This window comes from Mycoplasmopsis edwardii, from assembly GCF_900476105.1.
Lineage (GTDB): Bacteria > Bacillota_I > Bacilli_A > Mycoplasmatales > Metamycoplasmataceae > Mycoplasmopsis > Mycoplasmopsis edwardii.
The window spans coordinates 142,002-166,007 of the sequence record NZ_LS991951.1 but is presented as its reverse complement, the minus strand read 5'-3'; the positions used below and the strand labels follow the sequence as shown (position 1 = coordinate 166,007).

Below are 24,006 nucleotides of genomic sequence, written 5' to 3'. Positions count from 1 at the left end.
ATGACGTTAAAATTAAATAATTGATAACCATGTAAAATAGGTAATTGTTACTAAAATGAATTGTAACTTAATGTACTCCGTAGAAAGGAGGTAATCCATCCCCACGTTCTCGTAGGGATACCTTGTTACGACTTCACCCCAGTCACCGGCCCTGCCTTAGGCAGTTGTCTCCGTAGTTAACAAAACCGACTTCGGGCATTACCAGCTCCCATGGTGTGACGGGCGGTGTGTACAAGACCCGAGAACGTATTCACCGTAGCGTAGCTGATCTACGATTACTAGCGATTCCGACTTCATGTAGTCGAGTTGCAGACTACAATCCGAACTGAGAACGGTTTTTTGAGATTTGCTCCACGTCGCCGTCTTGCTTCTCTTTGTACCGTCCATTGTAGCACGTGTGTTGCCCCACTCGTAAGAGGCATGATGATTTGACGTCGTCCCCACCTTCCTCCCAATTACTCGGGCAGTCTCCCTAGAAAATTAACTAAGGACAAGGGTTGCGCTCGTTGCAGGACTTAACCGAACATCTCACGACACGAGCTGACGACAACCATGCACCATCTGTCATTCCGTTAGCCTCCACTATATCTCTATAGCTTTGCGGAAGATGTCAAGAGTGGGTAAGGTTCTACGCGTATCTTCAAATTAAACCACATGCTCCACCGCTTGTGCGGATCCCCGTCAATTCCTTTAAGTTTCACTCTTGCGAGCATACTACTCAGGCGGATGATTTAATGCGTTAGCTGCGCCGATAGTTTTCTATCAGCTAATCATCATCGTTTACAGCGTGGACTACCAGGGTATCTAATCCTGTTTGCTCCCCACGCTTTCGTCTCTCAGTGTCAATATGTGCCCAGTTAGCTGCCTTCGCCATGTTGGTGTTCTTCCTAATATCTACGCATTTCACCGCTTCACTAGGAATTCCGCTAACCTCTACACAATTCTAGCTTGCCAGTATCCAACGCAATTTGGGGTTGAGCCCCAAGTTTTCACGCCAGACTTAACAAACAACCTACAGACGCTTTACGCCCAATAATTCCGGATAACGCTTGCAACCTATGTATTACCGCGGCTGCTGGCACATAGTTAGCCGTTGCTTTCTGACAAGGTACCGTCAAGGCAATAGCATTTCCTCTACTGCTTTTTCTTCCCTTATAACAGCAGTTTACAACCCGAAGGCCTTCATCCTGCACGCTGTGTCGCTCCATCAGACTTTCGTCCATTGTGGAAAATTCCCTACTGCTGCCTCCCGTAGGAGTCTGGGCCGTATCTCAGTCCCAGTGTGGCGGATCAGTCTCTCAACCCCGCTAAACATCATCGCCTTGGTAAGCCATTACCTTACCAACTAGCTAATGTTCCGCACCCCAATCTTTTAGTGAAGCCGTAAAGCTCCTTTTATATATAGTTCATGCGAACCATATAAGTATCCGGTATTAGCGATAATTTCTCATCGTTGTCCCAATCTAAAAGGCATGTTAAGTACGTGTTACTCACCCATTCGCCGCTAAGTTCCTAAGAACTCCGCTCGACATGCATGTATTAGGCACACAGCCAGCGTTCATCCTGAGCCAGGATCAAACTCTCGAAAAAATTGACTGTCATGTTTTGTGTATATCTAGTTTTCAAAGAACTTCACGCTTATCAAAAGCGCAAGATAATTATAGCACATAATTTTTTTTGCAAAGAATTTTTTATATTTTATTTTAAAAAGAAAATTCATTCAAAAAAAAGTTATATTATTTATATATGAAATAAAAAAATGAACAAAAATATTTTTTTATTTAGTTGAATTATTTTTTTAGTTTACAATTATTTTAAGTTAAGTGTTATCTCTCTCGACATTTGATAACCCTTTTCTTATTTAAAGATAACGCAATTAAAGCGTTATTTTTTCATTATTTAATAAAATTAATTATATAAATGGAACGAATCCAGTTTGTGCTTTTTTCATTTTGCTTTTACTGTAAATTAAAAAAGTGATATTACTAAAAACATGAAAAAAATTACTAAAACTTTTCTTTTTGGTTTAGAAATTTTATTAATAGGTGGGGGGATATCAGTTTTTTCTTTATATGGTGCAAATGAAATTAGGAAAAATAAAATTAATAAATTTGTTATGGAAAATCAAAAATTGACACAATAAATTTTGAAATAGATAAAACACAAAATATTTTAGGCTTACAAGATCAAACAGATGTTAATTTATACTTCTAAAGTTTCGGTGTACAACCTTTTTATAATTTAATAAGGGCTAGCTATGTTATCAAAAACTGAGTCACATTTTTATGTCTCTCCTGATTTTGGTAACTAACATAAGGATATTAATATTAGTTCATTGAAAGTTTTTAAAAATAATAGAGTTGTAAAAAAATACCAAAGATTTAGAAAGCTCAAATGAATTATTGAAAATTATTTTGATCAGACTTGATTTAAAAATGTTAATTATAAAGAATGGCAAATGCTTGAGTTAGTGTAGTTAACAAATATAAAGATTCAGATAGAGGTAATCAATATATTGTTTCTAGCTATTTTAAAAATGTTAATATTTTATGAAGCAATCCACAACAACAAAACTTTTTGAACATTTAGAATTAAAAAATCATTATTCATTTTTTGAATATAAAGCTTCTTAAAAACTCAAAGATATAATTTTTAACACAAGGGATATAAATAAGAAAAGATTATCTACTTATTGAACTGCAATCATTGGTAATTATTGAAGAAGAGAAAAAGATAAAGTTCTAAAGCAAAAAGCGGGAATGGTAAAGAAAGTTTGATTGTTCTTGGTACATATAGCAAAAATGATCAAGACTTAATCGATAAAATTGCAAGTGAATTTGGTGATCAATATAATATCTTTTATAAAAGTCATTCAGGAATGTATGAAAATGCAGAGTTTATTAATAAAAAAATTTTGTTGCAGTAATTCAATTGTGATTAAAAGAAAAGTTGAAAAACCTGTTGATCAAATGACAATTGAAAACTTTGAACTTAGCGCAATTAGTGACTCTGAGTTCTTGAATGATAGCCATTAGAAATTACAAAACATACTAAGAAAAGAGATGGTAGTTATTTATTTGAATTTAAAGTCAATATAAATTATCAACTCTTGGATGATAAACCCGTTGAAAGATTTTCGATAATTGTAATCAAGAATAATTTAAAAAAGTTAACCATTAAATGGCTAACTTTTTTAATTATACTAAACCTTTTGTTTTTAAAGTTTTTAAAGTTTTTGCACTAACACGTAAAGTCATTCTTTGACCATCGATTGTAACTCTAACTTTTTGTAAGTTAACGTTAAATTTTCTTTTAGAAGCATTCATAGCGTGTGAACGTGTGTTTCCTGTTAAAGGACCAACACCTGATAATTGACATCTTCTTGCCATAATCTAATTCTCCTAATTCACCAATTACTTACGAATGTTTAAAGCTTCGATAACTTTGTTGTATTCTTCTAAGTTTGCTTCTTTAAGGTGTTTTAATAAAACTTTACGTTGTGAAATTTTAGCTAAGAAACCTCTACGTGAGTGGTTATCTTTAGGGTTATTTAAAAAGTGAGGTTTTAATGATTCGATATCTTCTGTTAAGATAGCGATTTGCACAGCTGTGTTTCCTGTGTCTTTTGCATTTTTACCGAATTTTTTGATTAATTCAGCTTTTCTTTCTTTTGAAACCATAATATCTCCTGTTTTTTTGTATTATGTTTTAAACCTAGCAAGTACTTTTGTGAACTAACCAAGTCTAAAATTTGTGTTTGCTATATTTAAGCTTGCTTATTATATCACTTTATAGTTGTGATTCTAAAAAATATTTTTTAGCTTTTTCCTTAAATTCTTCTTGTAAAAAATCATCATAATCAGAGACTGTTAAATGAATTTTATCAAGTAACTCAATATACATTTTTCCATCTTTAATGCTATTCTGGAATAACTCGTCTAAGTCAATTAAATGTCATTTTAGTTTATTTTGTTTATTAACTTGAATTATTGAAAAATAAATTAAGTTATTTAAATAAACTTTGGCAACATAAAATCCGGCATGAGGTAAAAGCTGTTTTCTGTTAGCTGTTAGTTCATTTTCTTTTAAATCTGCTTCAATTGTGAAGTTATAAACTAATAATTCATTTAAAAACTTAATATCACCAAAAGTGACCAGTTCTTTTAAAAATGATGTTGAAATTTTTTTGTTTTTAAACTTAAAAATTTCAACCATATGTAAATTAATATTATGTATTAGTTTTAAATCAATTTCATTCAATGCTTGCTTATCTTTTCCAAGCTTAAAGTCTTGACCAAAACATAAATTAATAGCTTTATCTTTTTTAAGTAAATTTAAAAATTCTAGAGCTTGCAAGTTTTTAATTTCTTGAAAATCAATTTCTAAAACTGCATCAAATTCAAGTTCCACTAAATTAAAGTAATTTGCATTGTTGCTTTGAAAAAAGCTGCCTTTGTTTTTGAAATCAAAAGTTTCTTGTTTAAAAGTAACTAAAATTAACCTTTGATTTTCTTTTTTAAGGCTTTGTGCCTTTTTATAAATTTGGTAATGACCTAGGTGAAATGATTCAAAACTACCTAACATGAAAATATCGTTTTGAAGTGTTTCAAAGTTTTTTAAACTATAAATTTTTAAGTCATTCATATTAAATTAAATGTAATTCCTTAAGTTTTAAATAACATCCTTCATATTCACAGTCGATTGCAACATCATTAGCAATTTCTTTAAGTTTATTATTTGCTCTTTCCATTGCAACACCGTAATATGCATCTCTAAGCATTTCATAATCATTTGAACTATCTCCAAATGCAATTAAGTTATCCATCGAAATACCTAAATGTCTGCATAAAATTTGTAAAGTGCTACTTTTATTAATGTTTTTAGGGCTGATTCAAAATCCTCTTGATCACCTTGAAGCAATTTCAACATCAAAGTTTTTTTCTTTAATAAACTCTTCGACTTGATCTGAAAGGCTTCTTGGGTCTGTAGTGTTAAAAGTAATTAAATATAAATCTGTGTTATTAAGCTTTTCTTCATCATAGTCTAAGTAATTTTCTTGGAATGGCTTAATAAATCATGTATCAGTTTTTAAGTTTGGTGTTTTATACACTTTATCAAAGTCAGTTACAGCCATAGCGACCATTTGATCTTTGAATTTGTTGTAAACTTGTTTAACAACTTCTTTATCAATTGTGGCTTTATAAATGAATTTTTGATTCTTTACATCTCAAATAAATGAACCATTAGCACCAATAAAGTAATCTACATGACCTAATTGTTCTAAAAAGTCACCAATTGTTGCGAATTCTCTTGCGCTCGCAACAACAGTGGTAATATTGTTCTCCTTAAGTAATTTGAACATTTCTTTAGTTTTTTCTTGGAATTTTGTATGTCCATTAGGTAATATTGTTCCATCTACATCAAATGCAGCAATTTTAATAATGTCTTTTAATTGTTTCATTGTAACCTCTTGTTAAAAACTTTTTTAGGATAAAAGTAATTTTTTTCAACTTTACCAACTGAGCAAATTTCTTTTGTTATTGGATTGATTATAAACAATGTTTTATCATTTGTTTTAATATAAATTTTTCTTCCAAAACTTAATTCAGCAAGTTCTTTTTGATTTGCTTCATAAGTTTCGATATCAAAAAGTTCATTATTGTTAATTAATGAGTATTGATCAGGCTCTAAGTTTCCTAATTTAACTTGGCCAACAGCTGATCTTTTAAGTTTTGTCATTACACATGTTGTACCTAAATATTTAGCAATATCTACCAAAAGTGCTCTTATATACGTTCCTGATGATACAGTTGTTTTAATTAAAAAATCTTCACCATTAAATTCAAGTAACTCAATATTGTGAATAGTGATTTTTTGAGTTCTCATTTTTACTTCTTCACCATTTCTAGCATATTCATAAGCTTTTTTACCATTAATTTTTTTAGCACTATAAATCGGCGGAATTTGTTCTTTTAAACTTTTAGCTCAACTTATTGCTTCATCAAGCTTTTCTTTAGTTATAACTTTTTTATCATGACTAATAACATTTCCGGTTATATCTAAAGTGTCGCTACTTTGAAAAAACTTAGCTGAAGCAATATAAGTTTTATTATCATTTTTAATGTATTCAAATAACTTGGTATCTTCATTTGTAGCAAAGATCATTAATCCTTCTGCAAGAGGATCTAAAATTCCAATATGACCAATTTTATCAGCATTAACTTCTTTTGCTATTTGACGAATTGTCTTGTTTGAAAAGTCACCAATCTTTTTATAAAATTTGTAAAACATAGAATCCTTTATAGTAGTAAATTTAGCTATATGTATTTTATCATTTATGTTTTTATTTATTATTAAATAACTATAATTTTTATATATCAAAAAGATCATAATATGTGGTAAAATAGCATTATGAAAAAAGAAATGAATTCTAAAGAACCCATTATTATTTTAACTGGCCCAAGTGGAGTAGGAAAAGGCACAATTGAGAGGCTACTTTTTGAGTTTGAAGAACTTAATCTTTCACTTTCATGTTCTGCTACTACAAGAAAACCAAGAAATGGTGAACTTAATGGAATTCATTACTATTTTATCGACACTGAGAATTTTAGAGACAAGATGAAAAGTCGTAAATTTTTAGAATTTTCATATCACTTAAATAATTACTATGGAACACTTTATTCTGAATTAAAAAAGATTCATGATAAAAAAATGGTTCCTATGCTTGAAATTGAAACAACTGGAGTTAAAAAAGTTATTAATAAATTCAAGAACGAAAAGCTTGATGAAAAATATAACTTAATTACCATCTTTTTAGCACCACCTTCAATTGATGACTTAAGAAAAAGAATTATTACAAGAGGTTCAGAAAATAGTCAAACCTTAAAAGAAAGACTTAAAAAAGCTGAAACCGAAATTGCTGAATCAGTAATTTTTAGATACAAAATAATTAACGATATACCTGAAAGAGCCGCCAACGAAATTAGAGAAATCTTACACAAGGAGTTAGGCATTGATAAGAATAAGTAAAATAAGCGAAAAAGGTAATGTTAGATCCAACAACGAAGATCGTGTTGGATATTTTATTAATGATCATGCTTATTTAGGTGTATTGTGTGACGGAATGGGTGGTCATAAAAATGGAGATTATGCAGCCAGCATTGCAATTAATGTTTTAAGTTGAGATTTCATGAATGCATTTAAAAGTATTGAATATCCTGATGTTAGAGAATTTATTTTTAACTCTATTTCAAATATTAAAAATGAAATGAAAAAAGTAATTTTTGAACAACCTGATAAAAAGAATATGGGTAGTACAATTGTTGCTTTTATTTACTTAAAAGAAATTAAAAAGATTATTCTATTTTATAGTGGTGATTCAAGATGCTACATTTATAAACAAAAAGGGGAATTTATTCAAGCAACAAAAGATCATAATTTACTCAATAGGTGAATTGATGAAGGAATCGAAGAAAAGAACTTTGTAGATAATTACCATTACCACAGATATTTAACAAGTGCTTTAGGGGCTGAACTTGATACAAAAGTCGATATTATCAGCCTTGATTATGATCCTGAAAACCCAATTACAAAAATTTTATTAACATCTGATGGAATGCATGAATTCTTAAATAATGATGAAATGTATTTTGTTGTAAGTAATCAAGATTGAGAAACAGAAACAAAACTTAATAAATTGGTTCAAAGCGCTTTAATCAATGAATCAAATGATAATATAAGTGCTGTTTTAATGGAGATTGATTATGAGTAATGTTAAAAGTTTACAAATTCGAGAAACTTCAATTGTTCACCAAAAGTACAAGATTGGTAGAATTCTAGGGTATGGCGGAATGGGTGTTGTTTGTTCAGTAAGATTAAAAAGTGATCCAACTGTTGAATATGCACTTAAGTATAGATATGATGATTTTAATGAGGTTTCTAAAAAAAGATTCCTTAGTGAAATTAAACTTCTTAAGAAAATTAATTCAGAACATTTCCCAAAATTAATTGAGTTTCATTCAGATGAAAAAGAACAGTTTTATGTAATGGAACTTGTAAAAGGCGAAACTTTATATGACATGCTTAAAAAAAATAGGCAACTACCTGTAAATTTAGCAAACAATTTCATTAGACAAATCGCTAATGCAATTGGTGAACTTCATTCAAACGGAATAATTCACCGTGATATTAAGTCACAAAACATTATGATTCAAGATGACTATTATATCAAGATTATAGATCTTGGGATATCTGTTGATGAAGAATCACATAGATTCACTAAAACAAATGCTGTAGTTTGTTCACCACATTATTCAGCGCCCGAATATGTTACAAAGAACGCTAAAATCACAAAGGCAGTTGATATTTATGCAATTGGTATTGTTTATTATGAAATGTTAATTGGTAAATATCCTTTCGAAAGTGAACAACAACATCAAACTATTTTAATGCATAGAGATATGGAATTTCCAAATCCTAAAAATTATCGCGACTTACCTCAATCTGTTTGCAACATCATTATTAAAGCAACGGCAAAAAATCCTAATGATAGATATAAATCGGTTTGAGACTTTAGATCAGATGTTTTAACATCATTAAAAGACTATAGGAAACTTGAGAAGCCTATTTCAATCAAAACTCTGAAGACTAAGAAATCTCTTATAGATATTATAAACTCAACTACATTTATGATTGTTGCAGTAATCGTTATTCTTTTAATAATTGCTGCACTCGCAATCACGGGTTGACAGTTAGGGGTTTTCAATGGGTAATTTTAGAATATTTTCAATTGTTGCTGGTAGTTTTGAAATCTGTAATCTTGAAAATAGAGAAAGAATCAAAATTCCCGCAGCAGGTAAATTAAGATATAATAATATTTCTCCTTTAGTTGGAGATATTGTTGAAATTAAAAACGATTTAATTGTCGATATTAAAGAACGTGAAAATGAGTTAGTTAGGCCAAAAGTTGCTAACATTGATCAAGTGGTTATTGTTATGTCTATTGAAGAACCAAAATTTAGTAGTTTCTTAATTGATAAGTATTTAAGTATTATTGAATTTAAGAATATTAAACCAATTATTTTTATTACAAAATCTGACTTAAATGAAAATGATGCAATCTATTGAAGTGAAAAATATAAAAAGATGGGGTATGATGTCTTTTTATTAGGAAAAGAAGAAAATCTAGATCACTTGCACCATTTATTCACAAATAAGTTTACTTTGTTTATGGGGCAAAGTGGGGTTGGTAAAACAACTGCTATAAATAAATTAGGAAGCTTTAATTATAATACACAAACTATTTCAAAAGCTCTAGGTAGAGGAAAGCACACCACAAGAGTCACTCAAATAATTGACTTTTTAGATGGTTTTTTAATTGATACACCGGGTTTTTCATCTCTTGAAGTACCAATGGAAGAAATAGAATTAGCTAAAAGCTTTAAAAACTTTAGGGAATTTGCTCAATTTTGTAAATACAGAAGTTGCTTACACTTTAATGAAAATGAAAATGATTGTGCTATAAAGTTAGCCTTACAAAATCAAGAAATTGAAGAGTTTAGATACGAAAACTATTTAAAACTTTTAAAAGAAATTAAGGAGAAAAGATAATGTTAAAATACGTTACACCAAGTTTATTAAACGTTGAAAAAGAACAAAGATTACAAATGGCTGAAACATTAATTGAAAATGGAATTAAATGAATCCACTATGACGTTATGGATGGAAATTTTGTTCCTAATACAGCTATTGAAGTTGAAGAAATTGTTAATATTGATAAAAATGCTAAAAAACACATTAAAGATGCTCACTTAATGGTTGTTAACCCATATGACTATGTTGAACAGTTAAAAAATAATGTTGATATTTTAACTTTCCATTATGAAGCTATTGAAAATGATTTAGATAAATTTAATGAATTTTTAGAAAAAAATAAACATGAATTAAAAATTGGTTTAGCAATCAAACCGAACACAAGTGTTGCAACAATCAAAAACTTTTTAGATAAATTATCACTTGTTTTAGTTATGTCTGTTGAACCTGGAAAAGGTGGACAAAAATTTATGGAATCTTCACTTGATAAAGTTAAAGAATTAAAATCTATCAGAAATAATAACTCTTATGATTACTTAATTCAAGTAGATGGTGGAATTAATTCAGAAACTGGTCCATTATGTTTAAAAGCAGGTGCTGATGCTGTTGTTGCGGGTACATTCTTAGTTGTTGAACCGACAAAAGAAAGAATCCAATCAATTCTTGGAAAATTTAAATAAGAATTAGAAAAACTGGTCTAAGGACCAGTTTTTTAAAAATGACTACTCATGTTTGCTTTTGATTAATTTGATGACATCTGATACTAGAACTAAAGACATTAGTTCTTCATCTGATATTGAAATATTAAACTCTTCTTCTGCTAAAACAATAATTTCAGCTAAATCTAATGAATCAATATTCAATGCTTTTATATCATCATTTTCTGTAACTTTCTTTCTAGCTACTCTTGTAAAATTATCTAAAACCTGTTGTTTAATATTCTTCATAACCAAATTATACAAAATTATAAAATAATCTCATAACTTTTAGTTTCCAGAATTTCCTCACCATTTACATGTTTAAAGTATAAAACTATCTTGTTATCTTCTTCAAAGATTTCATAATCAAACTCTATGTTACCTACAAAAACGTTTAACCTTATAAAAATCGATTTGAATATTTTATTAATTAGTTTTTCATCAAAAATTACTTTTCCACTTTCATCTTTTTCAATTATTTCTTGAATAAAATCTGAAGTTATCTCAGGAAAAATGCTCCTATATTCTTTTTGAGGTTTGTCAAATATTATTTCTTCAGTTTCTTGTTCTTTTTTGGTGCTAACTTTGGTAACTTCTTTTATCACAATGTAAAAAATTGTTCCTACAAAAACTGATAATAAAAGTGTTGCAAGTATTTTTGATTTAGTAATCTTCTTTTTTATTTGGAACATAGAACTTTTCAATTCTAAAATTCTTGTTATCTGAATTTAATATTTTTAACAATTCTTCACCGCTAATTTTATATCTATAACTACCTTGTTTTGTTAAATTATTTTCTAAAATTTTAGGAACTGTAGATGTAAAAGTAAATTCTCTTTTAAAGCCAGCATTATTTAATGAAAAGTTAATTTGTGAATTTAAGAAAGTAAATGATAAAGTGAATTCTTGTTTGGGACTAACTTGTTTAGGCATTTTTATACTTCGTTGCGCTTCGTATGTATCACTTTTAGTAATTTCACCTTTTTCAAAATTTGTTAACAATGAATCATTAACAATTAATTTTGATTTTTTAACTTTATCATTAAAAACTTTTCGTTCAACCAACTCAATACCCAACTTATCTTTATAAATTTTAGGGATAAATAATTTTGGATTTTTAAATACTCAATTTTCATTGTTTATATCATATAGTTTTAATATATCTTTCCTTTGTATATCAAAATAATACGTAATTTCTCCAACTTCTTTAATCTCTTCTTCTTTAGATAAATCATTTCATTTAATAGCTAAATTAAGATATTTGTGAGTTGTATTTATTTTTCCTTTATTAATTTGGAAAATAGTTGAATATTCTACTTTCACTCTTTTGATTTTGTCGCTGCTTTTGATTGATAAATTGTTTCTTTTTTCATCATTAAAACTAAACTTATATGTACCAATATGTTTTTCTGAATGGGTTTTGTATATTTCAATACTTATATCATTTAGTTGATCATTGCCTTTTAATATAGTGTTAAGATCTAAAAATAATTTACTTGATCTAATGATTGATAGTGACTTTTCCCTGTTAATTTTTACAATGTAATAATAACTTAAGTAATGCATTTTACTTTTATCTGAAAAATCAAAATAGATATATTGCTTAGGGCTTTTTAATGTGTTAAATATTTCTATTTCAAAATTTAATTTAGAAATATCAAAGTTTTTGTATTCGTCATTTAAGTAAAGTTTACTTTCGATTTGATTACGAACTAAAATATTAGATTCTTTTTCTTTTTCTCTGACTTGTAATGATTGATTAAAATAAACCAAAGTAGTAATTTGCGAACTCTAAAATTGCAATTCTTTTCTTTTTATAAAAAGTTGTTTTTGAAAAATGTTTTAAATATCACTCAGTGTAATCTCTTGTATTTTCGTTTAAATAACAATTTTCAATAATTCATGAAGATTCAGGCGAAAGTGATTTTAAAATCATTGTAATTAAGTGTGTTTTACTATTTAGTCGTCTTTCTAAAATTTTTCTAACTTCTTTTATTTCTTTGTCGTCAGGGAAAAATCTTTCCTCTAATTTCATTTTTAGTAAATATTGTTTATATACTTTTTGAAATGATAAATAGTTCGCAAATAGGTCTTCGATAAATTTTAAAACCTTCGCATAAAAGTCTTTGTTACCTTCAATTTCAAGCTCAAACATTTTCATTTCAAATTCGCTCATCTTGATCTCCTTCAATTAAAGTTTATGACTTTTTCTTGATAGAGCAAGAAAAAAACTAAAAAAGGAACAAAAAAAGGAAAAAAACCCTGGTTTTTTCCACATTTTAATAGGCTTTAGCGAATACAACGTATCTTTTTGTTCCATTTTTACATTCTGGGAAAATACATGTTGCGTTTTCTTCTGGTTTAACTAAATCTTTAATTGGTATGCAACGAGCTGTTGCCCCTGTTTCTTGTTGAATAAATTCTTCAGCCTCATCTGAACAACAAAATGGCGCAATAACAAAGTTGGAATTTGCAATTTCTTTTTTGAAATCTTCGTAATTTGAAACTGAAACAGTTCTTGCTTCCATTCTTGCTTTTGCTGAGTTGTATAAATTATCATGGATTTCATCTAAAAGAGCAGTTACTCTTTCTTTAAGATCTTTGATTTTAATAACTTCTTTTTCTAAAGTATCTCTTCTAACAACGGTTACTTCATCGTTTTGTAAATCTCTAGGTCCAACTTCAACTCTTAATGGAACTCCTTGAATTTCACTGTTTGAAGCTTTAAATCCTGGATTTTTATCACTTGAATCAAGATTAACTCTGAATTTTCTACCTAAATCAATTGCAATCTTTTTAGCAACTTTACCAACGTTTTCATCTTTGTTACCAAAAATTTCTAAAACATCAATTTGAGTAGGAGCAATACGAGGTGGAATAATGATTCCTCTATTATCACCATGAGTCATAATTAAAGCGCCAATTAATCTTGTTGTAACACCTCATGAAGTTTGATAAACAAATTCTTCTGTGTTTTCACTTGTTTTAAATTTAATGTTATATGGTTTTGAAAAGTTTTGCGCTAAATAATGGCTAGTTCCAGATTGCAGCGCTTTACCATCTTTCATCATTGCTTCAATTGTATATGTTGAACAAGCGCCAGCAAATTTTTCTCTTGGTGTTTTTCTCCCAACAATTGTAGGGATAGCTAAATAGTTTTTAAGAAATTTAGCATATGTATTAATCATTTCTCTTGTGAATCTTCTGGCTTCTGTTGTTTCTGAATGACATGTGTGTCCTTCTTGTCAAAGGAACTCTCTTGATCTTAAAAATGGATTTGTTGTTTTTTCTCATCTAACAACATTTGCTCATTGGTTTAATACCATCGGTAAATCATTGTGCGAATTAATTGATTTTTTAAATAAGTCAGCAAATAAAACTTCTGATGTTGGTCTAATAAATAATTTTTCACTCAACTCTTTATCACCTACATGAGTTACAGTTGCTAATTCAGGATTAAATCCAGCAATATGCTCTTTTTCAATTGAGAATAAACTTTCAGGTATTAATAAAGGCATATAAACATTTTGCACACCTTTTGATTTAAAAATTTCATTTAATTCTTTTTGGATCATTTCTCAAATACCGTATGAATTTGGTTTTAAAATTAATGAACCTTTTGTTGGCCCATAAGCAATTAAATTACCATTCTTAACAACATCTGTATATCATTTGGCAAAATCCACTTCCATTGGTGTAATTTTATCTAATTCTCTTTTGTTCATAAGTTATTCTATTATACCTTTTTTATAGAAAAAGAGTATAAAAAACATCACTTAGAGAGTGATGATATGGCTGCCCCAGTTAGATTCGAACTAACGCGTGTCGGAACCAAAACCCGATGCCTTACCGCTTGGCTATGGGGCAAAATGGTGGGGGGAGAGGGATTCGAACCCCCGAATCCTAAGAAAGTGGGTTACAGCCACCCGCATTTGGCCGCTTTGCTATCCCCCCGGATTGCTATAATATTATACACAAAGTTTAAAAAAATCAATAATAAAAAAATTTTTTTTAACCTAATTTTATTGTATAATAATTGAGCAATTAGGAGTATAGTTCAACGGTAGAACAACGGGCTTCAACCCCGTGTGTTGTGGGTTCGAATCCTGCTACTCCTGCCAAATAAATGTTTAATAAATGATTATGAGATATTTGTAATTATTTATTAAACATTTTTTATATAATTTAAATTGTATGGAAAAGAAATATAAATTTGGATTCATAGGTACCGGAGCTTATGGATCGGCCTTAGCAAACGCTTTAACAACTAATAACTATGAAGTTATTATGTATGGTATCAATGAAAAAGAAATATCAGATATAAATAATGGACTCAATACTAAATATTTTAATCAAACAAAATTTACAAATCCTGAATTAATTTCTGCTACTAAAAGCTTAGAATATGTTTTGGATAATTCAGAAATAATTGTTTTGGCTGTTCCATCATTTGCAATAGGTGATGTTATCGACAAAATAATTGAATTAAGAAGTGATCAAAAATTTAATATTATAAATATCGCTAAAGGTTTTGAAAGCTCAACAAGGATGTTTTTCTCAGAGTTTATTAAGCAAAAAATGAAAAACAATTTAAATGGCTTCGCCACAATCCTTGGACCTTCATTTGCGCAAGAATTATTTGAAAAGAAAACTACAGTAATAAATATTATTGGTGATGATATTAAATTCAATAAACTAGTTGCTCAAGCGTTTAGAACCGATTATTTCGCTTTATCACAAATGAATGATTGGTTTATGGCCGAGTTATTTGCTTCATTAAAAAATACATTGGCGATTGGTATGGGTATCTTATCTCATTATGATGATTCAAAAAATACAACAATTGCTTTCTTAACAATGGGTGTGAAAGAAATTCTAGCAATTTACAATAAAATCGCAAAGGAAAAGAAATATAAATCAATGTTTGATTTCTCAACTTTTGGTGATGTTGTTCTAACATGCACATCAGACAAAAGTAGAAATTATAGCTATGGTAAATATTTAGCTGAAAACGGTTTAGAAAGAGCTAATAGTGAGTATACTAGTACTGTTGAAGGAAAAGAAGCTGCTAAAGTTCTTGCTGAAATTTTATATGTAGAAAAAATACAAACAACTATTTTTAAATTGATTATTTCAATTTTAATGGGCAAAACTGAACCTGATAAAATTAATTCATTTTTAAAAATTAGTAAGGAAATAGTGTAAAATATATTTCATATATTTTTATAAGAAATGGAGACATAATGTTAAAACACAAATATGACAAAAAAAGTAGTTTAGTTACTGTTGAACTTGTTTATAAATTTGAAGATTTTAAAGCAAGATTTGATAAATTAGTTCAAGAAGCTAGCGCAAAAATTAAAGTTCCTGGTTATAGACCTGGTAAAGCACCTAAAGATAAATTACTTGCTAGAGTTGATTACCATGCAATTGAAAACAAAGTTTTAAATGAATACCTTGATTCAAAAAGACTAGAAATCGCAAAACACTTAATGGAAAAAGAAATTAAATACATTCCAATGATTTCTAACATTGATGTTAAAAATGAAAAAGAAAAAGATTTAACAATTATCGTTACTTATCCAACATTACCAGTTTTTGATGATTTAGATTTCAAAAAAGTTGATGTTAAATTTGAATTACCTAAAGTTTCTAAAAAAGACGTTGAAACAGAAATGAGTCACGTTACAAGTCATTTAACACAAAAAACAGAAGTTAAAGATAAAGCTGAAAAAACAAAATTGCACGATACAGTTAACATTGACTTCAAGGGGTTCATTAATAATGAAGCCTTCGAAGGTGGTGAAGCTAATGGATATGATTTAGAATTAGGTTCAAATAGTTTTATTGCTGGTTTTGAAGATCAATTATTAGATAAAAAAGTTGGTTACAAAGGTGATGTTAATGTTAAGTTCCCAGCAAATTACTTTGTTAAAGAATATGCAAACAAAGAAGCGGTATTCCAAGTTAAAATTAATAAGATTTTTAGACAACAAACAGTTAACGTTTCAGATGAAATGATTAAATCATTAGGAATACCAAACGTTGAATCATTAAAAGACTTTGAAAAATTCACAACATTTAAATTACACTTAAATGGTCTTACAACAAAACTTAATGCTTACTTAGATGATTTAGCATACAGTGCATTTGAAAAAGCAGGTATGAAATTAAATGGTGTTTTTGTAAGTTCAAGAATTGATGAATTAAGAAAAGAATTTGAAAAATCATTAGAATCATTCGGAATGAAAAAGCGTGAATACTTAAAATTAGTTAAATCAACAGAAGAGAAAGTTGAAGAAGAATTTAAACAATTAGCTGAAAAACAAGTTGCTATTGAATTTGTTAGAGAGTACATGAAAGAAGGAATTAAAGCAAAAGAAAATGAATTTGTTGCTTTATTTGAAAAACTTGCAAGCGCAGAAGAATCTAAAAATATTTCAGATTACTTATCAACAAGCATTAGCATCTTAGAAAAAATTGGTAAAGAAAAAGAATCAAAAGAAGTTGCTGACTACATTAAAAAATCATTCAAAATATAATAAAAGAACTAGCTTAAATTAAGCTAGTTTTTCTATAACTTTCAAATAAACTAATTAACAGTTGATATTTATTCATAAATTAAGTTTAAAAGGGTAATAAAATTGATTTAAATAACCAAATAAACTTTCATTTCATGCGTTTTTGAATATTTTTACTTATCAACATTAAATTTGTTTATTAAGATACAAAAAATCAACCGTAATGGTTGATTTTATAATTATAATTCGATGATTTTTCCACCAGCTTTTTCAACAGATTCTTTAGCTGATTCACTAGCTTTGTTTACGTAAATTGTAACTTTTTTTGTTAAAGTTCCATTTCCAAGTAATTTGATTGGTAAGTTTCTTTTAATTAATCCAGAAGCAAATAAGCTTTCAATTGTAATTTCAGAGTTATTTTCAAATCTTAATTCGATGTCTTTTAAGTTAACAACTTGGTATTCAACATGGTTAACATTTGTAAATCCACGTTTCCCGATACGACGGAATCATGGTGTTTGACCCCCTTCGAATCCTAGTCTGTGTCCTTTACGTTTGTTTTGACCTGATTGTCCTTTACCAGCTTGTTTACCTTTACCAGCCGCATGCCCACGACCTTTACGGTGTTTTTCTGGTCTTGAACCTTCTGTGAATTTTAATGAATGTAATTTAATAGCCATAATTATTTAAGATCCTTTACATCTTTATCTCTGATTTCAGCAATTTGTTCTGGTGTTCTTAATGCTTGAAGCGCTTTAACTGTAGCTTTAACAATGTTAGCTTTTGAACGTGATCCGTATGTTTTTGTAACAATATCAGAATATCCTGCTAATTCAACAACAGCACGAACTGTTCCTGAAGCAATAAGTCCTTTTCCTTTTGGAGCAGGTTTTAGCATAACTTTTGATGATAAAAATTTAGCATTTGTTTCATGAGGAATTGTACCTGTTTTTTCATTTAATGGAACATTTACTAAATTGTTTTTAGCATCTTTAACTGCTTTTTTGATAGCATCTGGAACTTCGTTTGCTTTTCCGTGTCCGTATCCAACGCTACCTTTTTTGTTACCGATAACTACGAAAGCTGAGAAGCTGAATCTTCTTCCACCTTTAACAACTTTTGTAACACGAGCAACATCAATTAATTTTTCTGTGTATTCTGATTCTACTTTTGGACGACGATCTCTTGATTGGTTATTTCTTCTTGGACGACGATCTTGTTGTTTTTCACCATTAGCTGATTCTTCAACTTTTTTAGGTCTTGGAGCTCTTTTAGCAACAACTTCTTTTGTTCCTGCTTCATTTTTAACTAATTTTGTTTCTTTTTCTTGTGACATAATTAGAATTTAACTCCTTTCTCTCTTACTGATTCTGCAAATGCTTTAACACGCCCATGGAAAATGTATCCACTACGGTCAAAAACGATTTCTTTAATTCCTAATTTATTAATTTTATCTCCCATTAATAAACCAAGTTTTTTTGCAGATTCAACATTTCCACCGTATTCTTTTGATGATAATGTTGATGCACTTGCTAATGTAACACCTTTAACGTCATCGATTAATTGAGCATAAAAGTTTTGGTGTGATTTAAATACGTTTAGACGAGGTTTTGTAGCTGTACCGCTAACACGGTAACGAGCACGAAAGTGTTTTTGTTTTCTAGCTTCATTTCTTGATAATTTTGCCATAATTTTCACCTAACTAGCTTCTTATTATTTTTTAGAAGCAGTTTTCCCTTCTTTACGTCTAATTTGTTCACCTTTGTATGAAATACCTTTACCTGAATAAACGCTTGGTCTTCTAACATCACGAATTATTGATGCAAAGTGTCCTACACTTTGTTTATTGATTCCTGTTACTGAAACTTCAGTAGGTTTTGCTACTGTTACTTTAACGTCTGATGGAACATTTAAAGTAACGTTGTGGCTGTATCCTGCAGAAATAACAAGTTGTGAACCTGTTAAAACAGCTTTGTACCCAACCCCTTTAATTTCTAAATCTTTACGGAATCCTTTTGAAACACCTTCGATCATATTTGAAATATGAGAGTTAGTTGTTCCGTGTAATTGTTTTGTAACTTTTTCATCGTTTGCACGAACTGTTGTAACTTGATTTCCTTCAACTACAACTGAGATTAATGGACTGAATTCTCTTTCTAATACTCCTAAAGCACCTTTAACAGTAACTTTTGAACCTTCTACTACTACAGATGTACCAGCAGGTATTGTTAAAACACGATTTCCAACACGTGACATATTAAATACCTATCAAATGTAAGCGATAATTTCACCACCTACATTTTCCTTTCTAGCTTCTGCTCCTGTCATTAATCCTTTTGAAGTTGAGATAATTACTGTTCCATAACCTGAAAGAATAGATGGAATTTCTTCTGATTTTACATATACTCTTAAACCTGGTTTTGAAACTCTTTTAATTCCCACGATAGCTGCTTGACCTTTTTTGTATTTTAATGTAATTACTAATGATTTTTGTGTTCCTTCACCTTCAACTGTGTATGAAGAAATGTACCCTTGACTTTCAATTAACTTAACAATAGCTTCTTTCTTAACTGAAAATGGAATTGAAACAGTTTTATGTTTTCTAGCGTTTGCGTTCTTAATACGAACGATTAAATCTGAAATTGGATCTGTAATAAACATAATTATCAACTCGCTTTCTTAACACCTGGAATTTTTCCTTCGTGTGCTAAATTTCTAAAACAAATACGGCAAACTTTGTATTTTCTTAAAACTGAATGTGGTCTTCCACATAATTCACAACGTGTGTAAGCACGTGTAGAGAATTTTGGATGACGTTTAGCTTTTTCAATTAATGCTTTTCTAGCCATTATTTAGCTCCTTTTTTTTCAAATGGTACACCTAAAAGTTCTAATAAACTTCTAGCTTCATCATCAGTATTTGCTGAAGTAACAATAAGTACATCAAGCCCTTTGATACGACGAATTTTGTCAAATTCGATTTCTGGGAAAATGATTTGTTCTTTAATACCTAAAGCAAAGTTACCTCTACCGTCAAATGCTTTAGGATTTACACCACGGAAATCACGAACACGTGGTAATGAAATGTTAATTAATTTTTCTAAGAAATCTCACATTCTTTCTCTACGAAGTGTAACTTTTCCACCCATAGGCATACCTTCACGTAATTTTCATGAAGCGTTTGATTTTTTAGCTTTTGTTTCGAATGGTTTTTGTCCTGAAATAAGTGTTAATTCTTGTAAAACTTCTTCAATAGCTTTTGAGTTTGAAACTTCTTTACCAGCAGTCATGTTTAAAATAACTTTTTCAATTCTTGGAACTTGCATTGATGATGAGTAATTGTATTTTTCTTTAAGAGCAGGAACTGCTTTTTCTAAATATCTTTGTTTTAACATATATTAGATTTCCTTTTGAGTTTTTCTTACAACTCTCACTTTTTTTCCATCTTTATTAAGTTTGTATCCAAGTTTTGAGAATTGATTTGGTTGATTTTTTGAAGCTTTTTTAACTAAGTATGCAACGTTTGAAACATGGATTGGAGCAGCAAATTCTGTAATTGACCCATCTTGATTTTGTTGTGTAGGTTTATTGTGTTTTTTAACGATATTGACATCCTTAATAACAACTCTTTGTTTTTCGTGTAATACTTTTTCAATTGTTCCGATTTTTCCTTTTTCTTTACCAGCAATAACTATAACTTCATCATTTTTCTTAAATTTAATTTTAGACATAATAATTGACTCCTATAAAACTTCTGGTGCTAAAGAAACGATTTTTGGAAACTTTTCACGGATTTCACGAGCAACTGGTCCGAAAACACGAGTTCCACGTGGAGTTAAATCTTCTTTAAGTATTACAACTGCGTTGTCATCAAAACGAATGTATGTACCATTGTTACGGTGAATTCCGTATGATGAACGAACAATAACCGCTTTAACAACTTGACCTTCTTTTACCATTCCGTTAGGAATAGCTTTTTTAACTGAACATACAACGATATCACCAATATTAGCAACTTTTTTCTTTGATCCACCTAAAACACGGATAACACCGATTTCTTTTGCACCTGAGTTATCTGCAACGTTTGCTCTTGATAATTCTAATAACATTAATTATTTCCTTCTTTTGAAGATGTTACTGATACTAATCTAAAACGTTTTGTTTTTGAAAGTGGTCTTGTTTCCATGATAACAACAACGTCATCTAATTTCGCTACTTGGTTTTCATCGTGTACTGCAAATCTTTTTGTAGATTTGAAACGTTTTGAGTATAATGGGTGTTTTTTGTATGTATCAACTGCTACAATAATTGTTTTAGCTGATTTACCAGCTGAAACAACTGTACCTGTTAAGGTTTTTCTTGTATTTCTTTCCATAACTATTTAGCTCCTTTTTTCTCGTTTAAAGCTGTAAGGGCTTTTGCAACGTTGTTTCTTAGTTCTTTAATTTTGTGTGTTTCTTTTAAGTCACCAATTGTGTTTTTGTATTTTAAAGAGAATAATTCTGCTTTAAGTTGTAAAACTAATGTTTCAAGTTCTTCAACTGACTTTTTCTTTAAATCTGCATAAGCCATAATTAATTATCTCCTTCTTTTTTAACAATTTTTCATTTAACTGGTAATTTGTGACCTGCAAGACGTAATGCATCACGTGCAATGTCTTCAGCAACACCACTAACTTCAAACATCATTGTGTTTACTTTAACTGCTGTATATCATAATTCAGGTGTACCTTTCCCTGATCCCATACGTACACCGATTGGTTTAGAAGTTTTTGCGAAGTGAGGGAAGATTCTAATAATAACTTGTCCTTCACGACCCATTCTACGAGTAGCTGCAATACGAGCTGACTCAATTTGACGAGCTGTAACTCATGCAGATGTGACTGCTTGTAATCCAAACTCACCAAATGAAACTGTGTTACCTTTAGTAGCTTTACGTTTATCGTGTTTTACTAAGAAAGGTTTTCTGTATTTGGTTCTTTTAGGTTGTAACATTATTTATCACCTCCTAAAATTTCTCCTAATGAAACTCACACTTTAACACCGATAGCACCGTATGTAGTTCTAGCTGTAGCTGTTGCATAATCAACATCTTGTCTTAATGTATGTAATTTCATTTCTCCTTCAGAATAACCTTCTGAACGAGCCATATCAACACCATTTAAACGTCCGCTTACCATTGTTTTGATACCTTTAGCACCAGATTTCATAGCTAATCTAATAGCTAATTTTTGTGCTGAACGGAAGCTTTCACGGTTTTCTAATTTTGTAGCAATCATTTCTGCTAATAATTTTGCATTTAAATCAGGTTTTTTAAGTTCAACAACTTGTAAGTTAACATTAAGTTTTCTGTTTTGAACAAATTTTTGTAATTTAACAGTTAATTCTTGGATATTTTTACCTTCTTGACCTAAAACTGCTGCTGGTTTAACTGTGTGGATTAAAACTGTAACTTTATTTTCTTTATTTCTTCTTACTTCTAATTTTCCAATTTGGTATTGACGAATTAATTTATCAAAGAATTTGTAAATTTTAGCATCTTCAACTAAGTATGAACCAAAGTTGTCTTTATCTGCGAATCATTTTGAATTGTGTTCTTTTGAAACTCCATAACGGAATCCATTAGGATTGACTTTTTGTCCCATTAGTTTCTCTCCTCTAAAATAATTGATAAATTAGATGTACGTTTGAAAATTGAATAAGCATTTCCCCTACTTCTTGGTTGAAATCTTTTAAGAGTAGGACCTTCATTTACACGAACTTCTTTTACGAATAATTTTGATGCGTTCATTCCGTGGTTGTTTGTAGCGTTTGCAATAGCTGAGTTTAATAATTTAATGAAAATTGGCGCTGATTTTTTAGATGTGTTGTATAAGATACCTAAAGCAATATCTACGTTTTTTCCTCTGAATAATGCAGCTACTAATTTAGCTTTTGATACACTTACTCTTTGTAATTTAACGTGTGCTTGAGCTTGTTGGTTTTTCATTATTTTTTCTTACCTTTATCTGCACCGTGACCTGAGAATGTTCTTGTAGGTGAAAATTCTCCTAATTTGTGACCAACCATATCGTCAGTTACATAAACTTCATTAAATTGTTTTCCATTGTGTACTGCAAATGTTAACCCAACGAAACTTGGGAAGATTGTTGAACGTCTTGATCAAGTTTTAATTGGTTTTTTAGGTGCTTTCCCTTCAACAATGGCATCTACTTTTTTAAGTAAATGGTCATCTGCGAATGGACCTTTTTTAAGACTACGAGCCATTATTTAGCATCCTTTCTTCTTCTTAAAATAAGTTTGTTTGAAGATTTTTTAGTTTTTCTAGTTTTAACACCAAGAGCTTTTTTACCTCATGGAGTAAGAGGAGCTTTACGACCAACTGGTTGTTTCCCTTCCCCTCCCCCGTGTGGGTGGTCTACTGGGTTCATAACTGAACCACGAACTGTAGGTCTAATACCTTTATGTCTGTTAATTCCAGCTTTACCAACATTAACTAATAAGTGTTCTTCGTTTCCTACAACCCCGATTGTAGCACGACAACGTGCTAACACACGACGTGTTTCACCTGATTTTAATTTTAAGACAACATATTTACCGTTGTCATCTTTACCTAGAATTTGAGCTGAAACTCCAGCACTACGTGCAATAATTCCACCTCCACCTGGTTGCATTTCAATATTGTGAACAAATGTACCTTCTGGAATGTTTGTTAATGGTAAAGCATTACCAACAACAATATCAGCTGTTTCACCAGAAACAACAACTTGTCCTAATTTAATACCTTTTGGAGCTAAAATGTATCTTTTTTCTCCATCAGCATATGCTAATAAACAAATGTTTGCTGATCTATTTGGATCATATTCGATTGTTTTAACAATAGCTGGAATGTTATCTTTATTACGTTTGAAATCTACTAATCTGTAGAAACGTTTAACACGTCCTCCATGATGTCTAACAGTAATCTTACCTTGGTTGTTACGACCAGCATGGTTTTTTAAATTAACCAATAATGATTTTTCTGGTGCGTGACCTGATAAGTTTTGTTTGAAATCAAGAGATGACATATTTCTACGACCGTTAGTAGTTGGCTTATGATATTTCATTGCCATAATATGTTCTCCTTTGCTTAAAAATAGTTGCGGATCTGTCTTTTAAGCACTTATTTCCGCTTATTTATATTTAATATCTTATTATT

The 24,006-nt window shown here is 29.9% G+C and carries 35 protein-coding genes, 3 tRNA genes and 1 rRNA gene; 10 read left to right on the top strand and 29 right to left on the bottom strand.

The window, feature by feature from the left end:
* Window positions 1–83: 83 nt before the first annotated feature.
* Window positions 84–1,590 (bottom strand): 16S ribosomal RNA (locus D2846_RS00885).
* Between the two features lie 403 nt (window positions 1,591–1,993).
* Between D2846_RS00885 and D2846_RS03520 the strand changes: the two genes are divergently transcribed.
* Both D2846_RS03520 and D2846_RS03515 read left to right on the top strand, forming a co-directional pair.
* Entirely contained in the window at window positions 1,994–2,143 is a 150-nt protein-coding gene (locus tag D2846_RS03520; RefSeq protein ID WP_170128414.1) for a hypothetical protein, read from the top strand.
* Window positions 2,144–2,451: 308 nt separating this feature from the next.
* The gene (locus D2846_RS03515; RefSeq protein WP_170128413.1) at window positions 2,452–2,589 is read left to right on the top strand and encodes a hypothetical protein; all 138 of its coding nucleotides are present in this window, start codon (window positions 2,452–2,454) and stop codon (window positions 2,587–2,589) included.
* A 608-nt stretch (window positions 2,590–3,197) separates the two neighbouring features.
* Here D2846_RS03515 and rpmB read toward each other — a convergent pair.
* From rpmB to truB, 5 genes are all read right to left on the bottom strand, one after another.
* Window positions 3,198–3,389 (bottom strand): 50S ribosomal protein L28, encoded by a 192-nt coding sequence (rpmB, locus tag D2846_RS00880; protein ID WP_117275044.1) that lies wholly within the window; start codon window positions 3,387–3,389, stop codon window positions 3,198–3,200.
* A gap of 24 nt (window positions 3,390–3,413) precedes the next feature.
* Entirely contained in the window at window positions 3,414–3,680 is a 267-nt protein-coding gene (gene rpsO / locus D2846_RS00875) for a 30S ribosomal protein S15 (RefSeq protein WP_117275043.1), read from the bottom strand.
* A 109-nt stretch (window positions 3,681–3,789) separates the two neighbouring features.
* Window positions 3,790–4,644: an FAD synthase gene (locus tag D2846_RS00870; RefSeq protein ID WP_117275042.1), complete on the bottom strand. Its 855-nt coding sequence runs from the start codon at window positions 4,642–4,644 to the stop codon at window positions 3,790–3,792.
* Window position 4,645: 1 nt separating this feature from the next.
* Window positions 4,646–5,461 carry a YcsE-related riboflavin metabolism phosphatase gene (locus D2846_RS00865; protein ID WP_117275041.1) on the bottom strand — a complete coding sequence of 272 codons (816 nt, stop codon included), beginning with the start codon at window positions 5,459–5,461 and terminating at the stop codon, window positions 4,646–4,648.
* Window positions 5,449–6,291 carry a tRNA pseudouridine(55) synthase TruB gene (gene truB, locus D2846_RS00860; RefSeq protein WP_117275040.1) on the bottom strand — a complete coding sequence of 281 codons (843 nt, stop codon included), beginning with the start codon at window positions 6,289–6,291 and terminating at the stop codon, window positions 5,449–5,451. Before truB ends, D2846_RS00865 begins: the two co-directional genes overlap by 13 nt.
* Window positions 6,292–6,411: 120 nt before the next feature.
* Here truB and gmk point away from each other — a divergent pair, with 120 nt between their 5' ends.
* The 5 genes from gmk to D2846_RS00835 are packed head-to-tail and all read left to right on the top strand — an operon-like array spanning window position 6,412 to window position 10,271.
* Window positions 6,412–7,029, top strand: coding sequence for a guanylate kinase (gene gmk / locus D2846_RS00855; RefSeq protein WP_197712772.1), 618 nt, complete (start codon window positions 6,412–6,414; stop codon window positions 7,027–7,029).
* A complete protein-coding gene (locus tag D2846_RS00850; protein ID WP_117275039.1) occupies window positions 7,013–7,771 on the top strand; it encodes a PP2C family protein-serine/threonine phosphatase in 759 nt (252 codons plus the stop codon). The genes gmk and D2846_RS00850 overlap by 17 nt, the downstream gene beginning before the upstream one ends.
* A complete protein-coding gene (locus D2846_RS00845; RefSeq protein WP_117275038.1) occupies window positions 7,764–8,771 on the top strand; it encodes a serine/threonine-protein kinase in 1,008 nt (335 codons plus the stop codon). The genes D2846_RS00850 and D2846_RS00845 overlap by 8 nt, the downstream gene beginning before the upstream one ends.
* Complete coding sequence (gene rsgA / locus D2846_RS00840) at window positions 8,764–9,609, top strand: ribosome small subunit-dependent GTPase A (protein ID WP_117275037.1); 846 nt, start codon at window positions 8,764–8,766, stop codon at window positions 9,607–9,609. Before D2846_RS00845 ends, rsgA begins: the two co-directional genes overlap by 8 nt.
* A complete protein-coding gene (locus tag D2846_RS00835) occupies window positions 9,609–10,271 on the top strand; it encodes a ribulose-phosphate 3-epimerase (protein ID WP_117275036.1) in 663 nt (220 codons plus the stop codon). Before rsgA ends, D2846_RS00835 begins: the two co-directional genes overlap by 1 nt.
* Before the next feature lie 42 nt (window positions 10,272–10,313).
* Here the strand turns inward: D2846_RS00835 and D2846_RS00830 are convergent, their stop codons facing one another.
* The 7 genes from D2846_RS00830 to D2846_RS00800 form a co-directional block, all read right to left on the bottom strand.
* Window positions 10,314–10,538 carry a phosphopantetheine-binding protein gene (locus tag D2846_RS00830; RefSeq protein WP_117275035.1) on the bottom strand — a complete coding sequence of 75 codons (225 nt, stop codon included), beginning with the start codon at window positions 10,536–10,538 and terminating at the stop codon, window positions 10,314–10,316.
* Between the two features lie 17 nt (window positions 10,539–10,555).
* Entirely contained in the window at window positions 10,556–10,981 is a 426-nt protein-coding gene (locus tag D2846_RS00825; protein WP_117275034.1) for an MHO_1590 family protein, read from the bottom strand.
* A complete protein-coding gene (locus tag D2846_RS00820) occupies window positions 10,953–12,062 on the bottom strand; it encodes a hypothetical protein (protein ID WP_117275033.1) in 1,110 nt (369 codons plus the stop codon). The genes D2846_RS00825 and D2846_RS00820 overlap by 29 nt, the downstream gene beginning before the upstream one ends.
* Window positions 12,049–12,465 carry an MG284/MPN403 family protein gene (locus tag D2846_RS00815; protein WP_117275032.1) on the bottom strand — a complete coding sequence of 139 codons (417 nt, stop codon included), beginning with the start codon at window positions 12,463–12,465 and terminating at the stop codon, window positions 12,049–12,051. Before D2846_RS00815 ends, D2846_RS00820 begins: the two co-directional genes overlap by 14 nt.
* A gap of 103 nt (window positions 12,466–12,568) precedes the next feature.
* The gene (gene proS, locus D2846_RS00810) at window positions 12,569–14,014 is read right to left on the bottom strand and encodes a proline--tRNA ligase (protein WP_117275031.1); all 1,446 of its coding nucleotides are present in this window, start codon (window positions 14,012–14,014) and stop codon (window positions 12,569–12,571) included.
* Window positions 14,015–14,081: 67 nt separating this feature from the next.
* Window positions 14,082–14,156 (bottom strand) — tRNA-Gln (locus tag D2846_RS00805).
* Between the two features lie 3 nt (window positions 14,157–14,159).
* Window positions 14,160–14,243, bottom strand: a tRNA-Tyr gene (locus tag D2846_RS00800).
* A 92-nt stretch (window positions 14,244–14,335) separates the two neighbouring features.
* On the opposite strand from D2846_RS00800, the gene D2846_RS00795 reads away from it, so the two are divergent.
* The 3 genes from D2846_RS00795 to tig all read left to right on the top strand — a co-directional run bounded on the left by D2846_RS00795 (window position 14,336) and on the right by tig (window position 16,831).
* Window positions 14,336–14,410: transfer RNA gene (locus D2846_RS00795), tRNA-Trp, on the top strand.
* A gap of 73 nt (window positions 14,411–14,483) precedes the next feature.
* Window positions 14,484–15,494 (top strand): NAD(P)H-dependent glycerol-3-phosphate dehydrogenase, encoded by a 1,011-nt coding sequence (locus D2846_RS00790; protein ID WP_117275030.1) that lies wholly within the window; start codon window positions 14,484–14,486, stop codon window positions 15,492–15,494.
* Window positions 15,495–15,532: 38 nt separating this feature from the next.
* Window positions 15,533–16,831 carry a trigger factor gene (gene tig, locus D2846_RS00785; protein ID WP_117275029.1) on the top strand — a complete coding sequence of 433 codons (1,299 nt, stop codon included), beginning with the start codon at window positions 15,533–15,535 and terminating at the stop codon, window positions 16,829–16,831.
* A 218-nt stretch (window positions 16,832–17,049) separates the two neighbouring features.
* Here the strand turns inward: tig and rplO are convergent, their stop codons facing one another.
* Genes rplO through rplB form a run of 16 tightly spaced genes read right to left on the bottom strand, consistent with a single transcriptional unit; the run spans window position 17,050 to window position 23,920 of the window.
* Window positions 17,050–17,490 (bottom strand): 50S ribosomal protein L15, encoded by a 441-nt coding sequence (gene rplO / locus D2846_RS00780; protein WP_117275028.1) that lies wholly within the window; start codon window positions 17,488–17,490, stop codon window positions 17,050–17,052.
* Between the two features lie 2 nt (window positions 17,491–17,492).
* Entirely contained in the window at window positions 17,493–18,146 is a 654-nt protein-coding gene (rpsE, locus tag D2846_RS00775; protein WP_117275027.1) for a 30S ribosomal protein S5, read from the bottom strand.
* 2 nt (window positions 18,147–18,148) lie between these two features.
* Window positions 18,149–18,499, bottom strand: a complete 351-nt coding sequence (gene rplR, locus D2846_RS00770) for a 50S ribosomal protein L18 (protein WP_117275026.1) — start codon at window positions 18,497–18,499, stop codon at window positions 18,149–18,151.
* Window positions 18,500–18,523: 24 nt separating this feature from the next.
* Complete coding sequence (gene rplF, locus D2846_RS00765; protein ID WP_117275025.1) at window positions 18,524–19,066, bottom strand: 50S ribosomal protein L6; 543 nt, start codon at window positions 19,064–19,066, stop codon at window positions 18,524–18,526.
* A 9-nt stretch (window positions 19,067–19,075) separates the two neighbouring features.
* On the bottom strand, window positions 19,076–19,471 hold the full coding sequence (gene rpsH / locus D2846_RS00760) for a 30S ribosomal protein S8 (RefSeq protein ID WP_117275024.1): 396 nt from the start codon (window positions 19,469–19,471) through the stop codon (window positions 19,076–19,078).
* 2 nt (window positions 19,472–19,473) lie between these two features.
* Window positions 19,474–19,659: a type Z 30S ribosomal protein S14 gene (locus D2846_RS00755; RefSeq protein WP_004795389.1), complete on the bottom strand. Its 186-nt coding sequence runs from the start codon at window positions 19,657–19,659 to the stop codon at window positions 19,474–19,476.
* Window positions 19,659–20,204, bottom strand: a complete 546-nt coding sequence (gene rplE / locus D2846_RS00750) for a 50S ribosomal protein L5 (RefSeq protein WP_117275023.1) — start codon at window positions 20,202–20,204, stop codon at window positions 19,659–19,661. The genes D2846_RS00755 and rplE overlap by 1 nt, the downstream gene beginning before the upstream one ends.
* Before the next feature lie 3 nt (window positions 20,205–20,207).
* Entirely contained in the window at window positions 20,208–20,540 is a 333-nt protein-coding gene (gene rplX, locus D2846_RS00745) for a 50S ribosomal protein L24 (RefSeq protein ID WP_117275022.1), read from the bottom strand.
* Window positions 20,541–20,552: 12 nt separating this feature from the next.
* Window positions 20,553–20,918, bottom strand: a complete 366-nt coding sequence (gene rplN / locus D2846_RS00740) for a 50S ribosomal protein L14 (protein WP_117275021.1) — start codon at window positions 20,916–20,918, stop codon at window positions 20,553–20,555.
* Window positions 20,918–21,184: a 30S ribosomal protein S17 gene (gene rpsQ / locus D2846_RS00735; RefSeq protein ID WP_117275020.1), complete on the bottom strand. Its 267-nt coding sequence runs from the start codon at window positions 21,182–21,184 to the stop codon at window positions 20,918–20,920. The genes rplN and rpsQ overlap by 1 nt, the downstream gene beginning before the upstream one ends.
* 2 nt (window positions 21,185–21,186) lie before the next feature.
* Window positions 21,187–21,381 carry a 50S ribosomal protein L29 gene (gene rpmC / locus D2846_RS00730; RefSeq protein WP_117275019.1) on the bottom strand — a complete coding sequence of 65 codons (195 nt, stop codon included), beginning with the start codon at window positions 21,379–21,381 and terminating at the stop codon, window positions 21,187–21,189.
* A 2-nt stretch (window positions 21,382–21,383) separates the two neighbouring features.
* Window positions 21,384–21,803: a 50S ribosomal protein L16 gene (gene rplP, locus D2846_RS00725; protein ID WP_117275018.1), complete on the bottom strand. Its 420-nt coding sequence runs from the start codon at window positions 21,801–21,803 to the stop codon at window positions 21,384–21,386.
* Complete coding sequence (gene rpsC / locus D2846_RS00720; RefSeq protein WP_117275017.1) at window positions 21,803–22,453, bottom strand: 30S ribosomal protein S3; 651 nt, start codon at window positions 22,451–22,453, stop codon at window positions 21,803–21,805. The genes rplP and rpsC overlap by 1 nt, the downstream gene beginning before the upstream one ends.
* Window positions 22,453–22,797, bottom strand: coding sequence for a 50S ribosomal protein L22 (rplV, locus tag D2846_RS00715; protein ID WP_117275016.1), 345 nt, complete (start codon window positions 22,795–22,797; stop codon window positions 22,453–22,455). Before rplV ends, rpsC begins: the two co-directional genes overlap by 1 nt.
* Window positions 22,797–23,075 (bottom strand): 30S ribosomal protein S19, encoded by a 279-nt coding sequence (gene rpsS / locus D2846_RS00710; protein WP_099309244.1) that lies wholly within the window; start codon window positions 23,073–23,075, stop codon window positions 22,797–22,799. Before rpsS ends, rplV begins: the two co-directional genes overlap by 1 nt.
* Window positions 23,075–23,920 carry a 50S ribosomal protein L2 gene (rplB, locus tag D2846_RS00705; protein ID WP_117275015.1) on the bottom strand — a complete coding sequence of 282 codons (846 nt, stop codon included), beginning with the start codon at window positions 23,918–23,920 and terminating at the stop codon, window positions 23,075–23,077. The genes rpsS and rplB overlap by 1 nt, the downstream gene beginning before the upstream one ends.
* Window positions 23,921–24,006 lie beyond the last annotated feature (86 nt).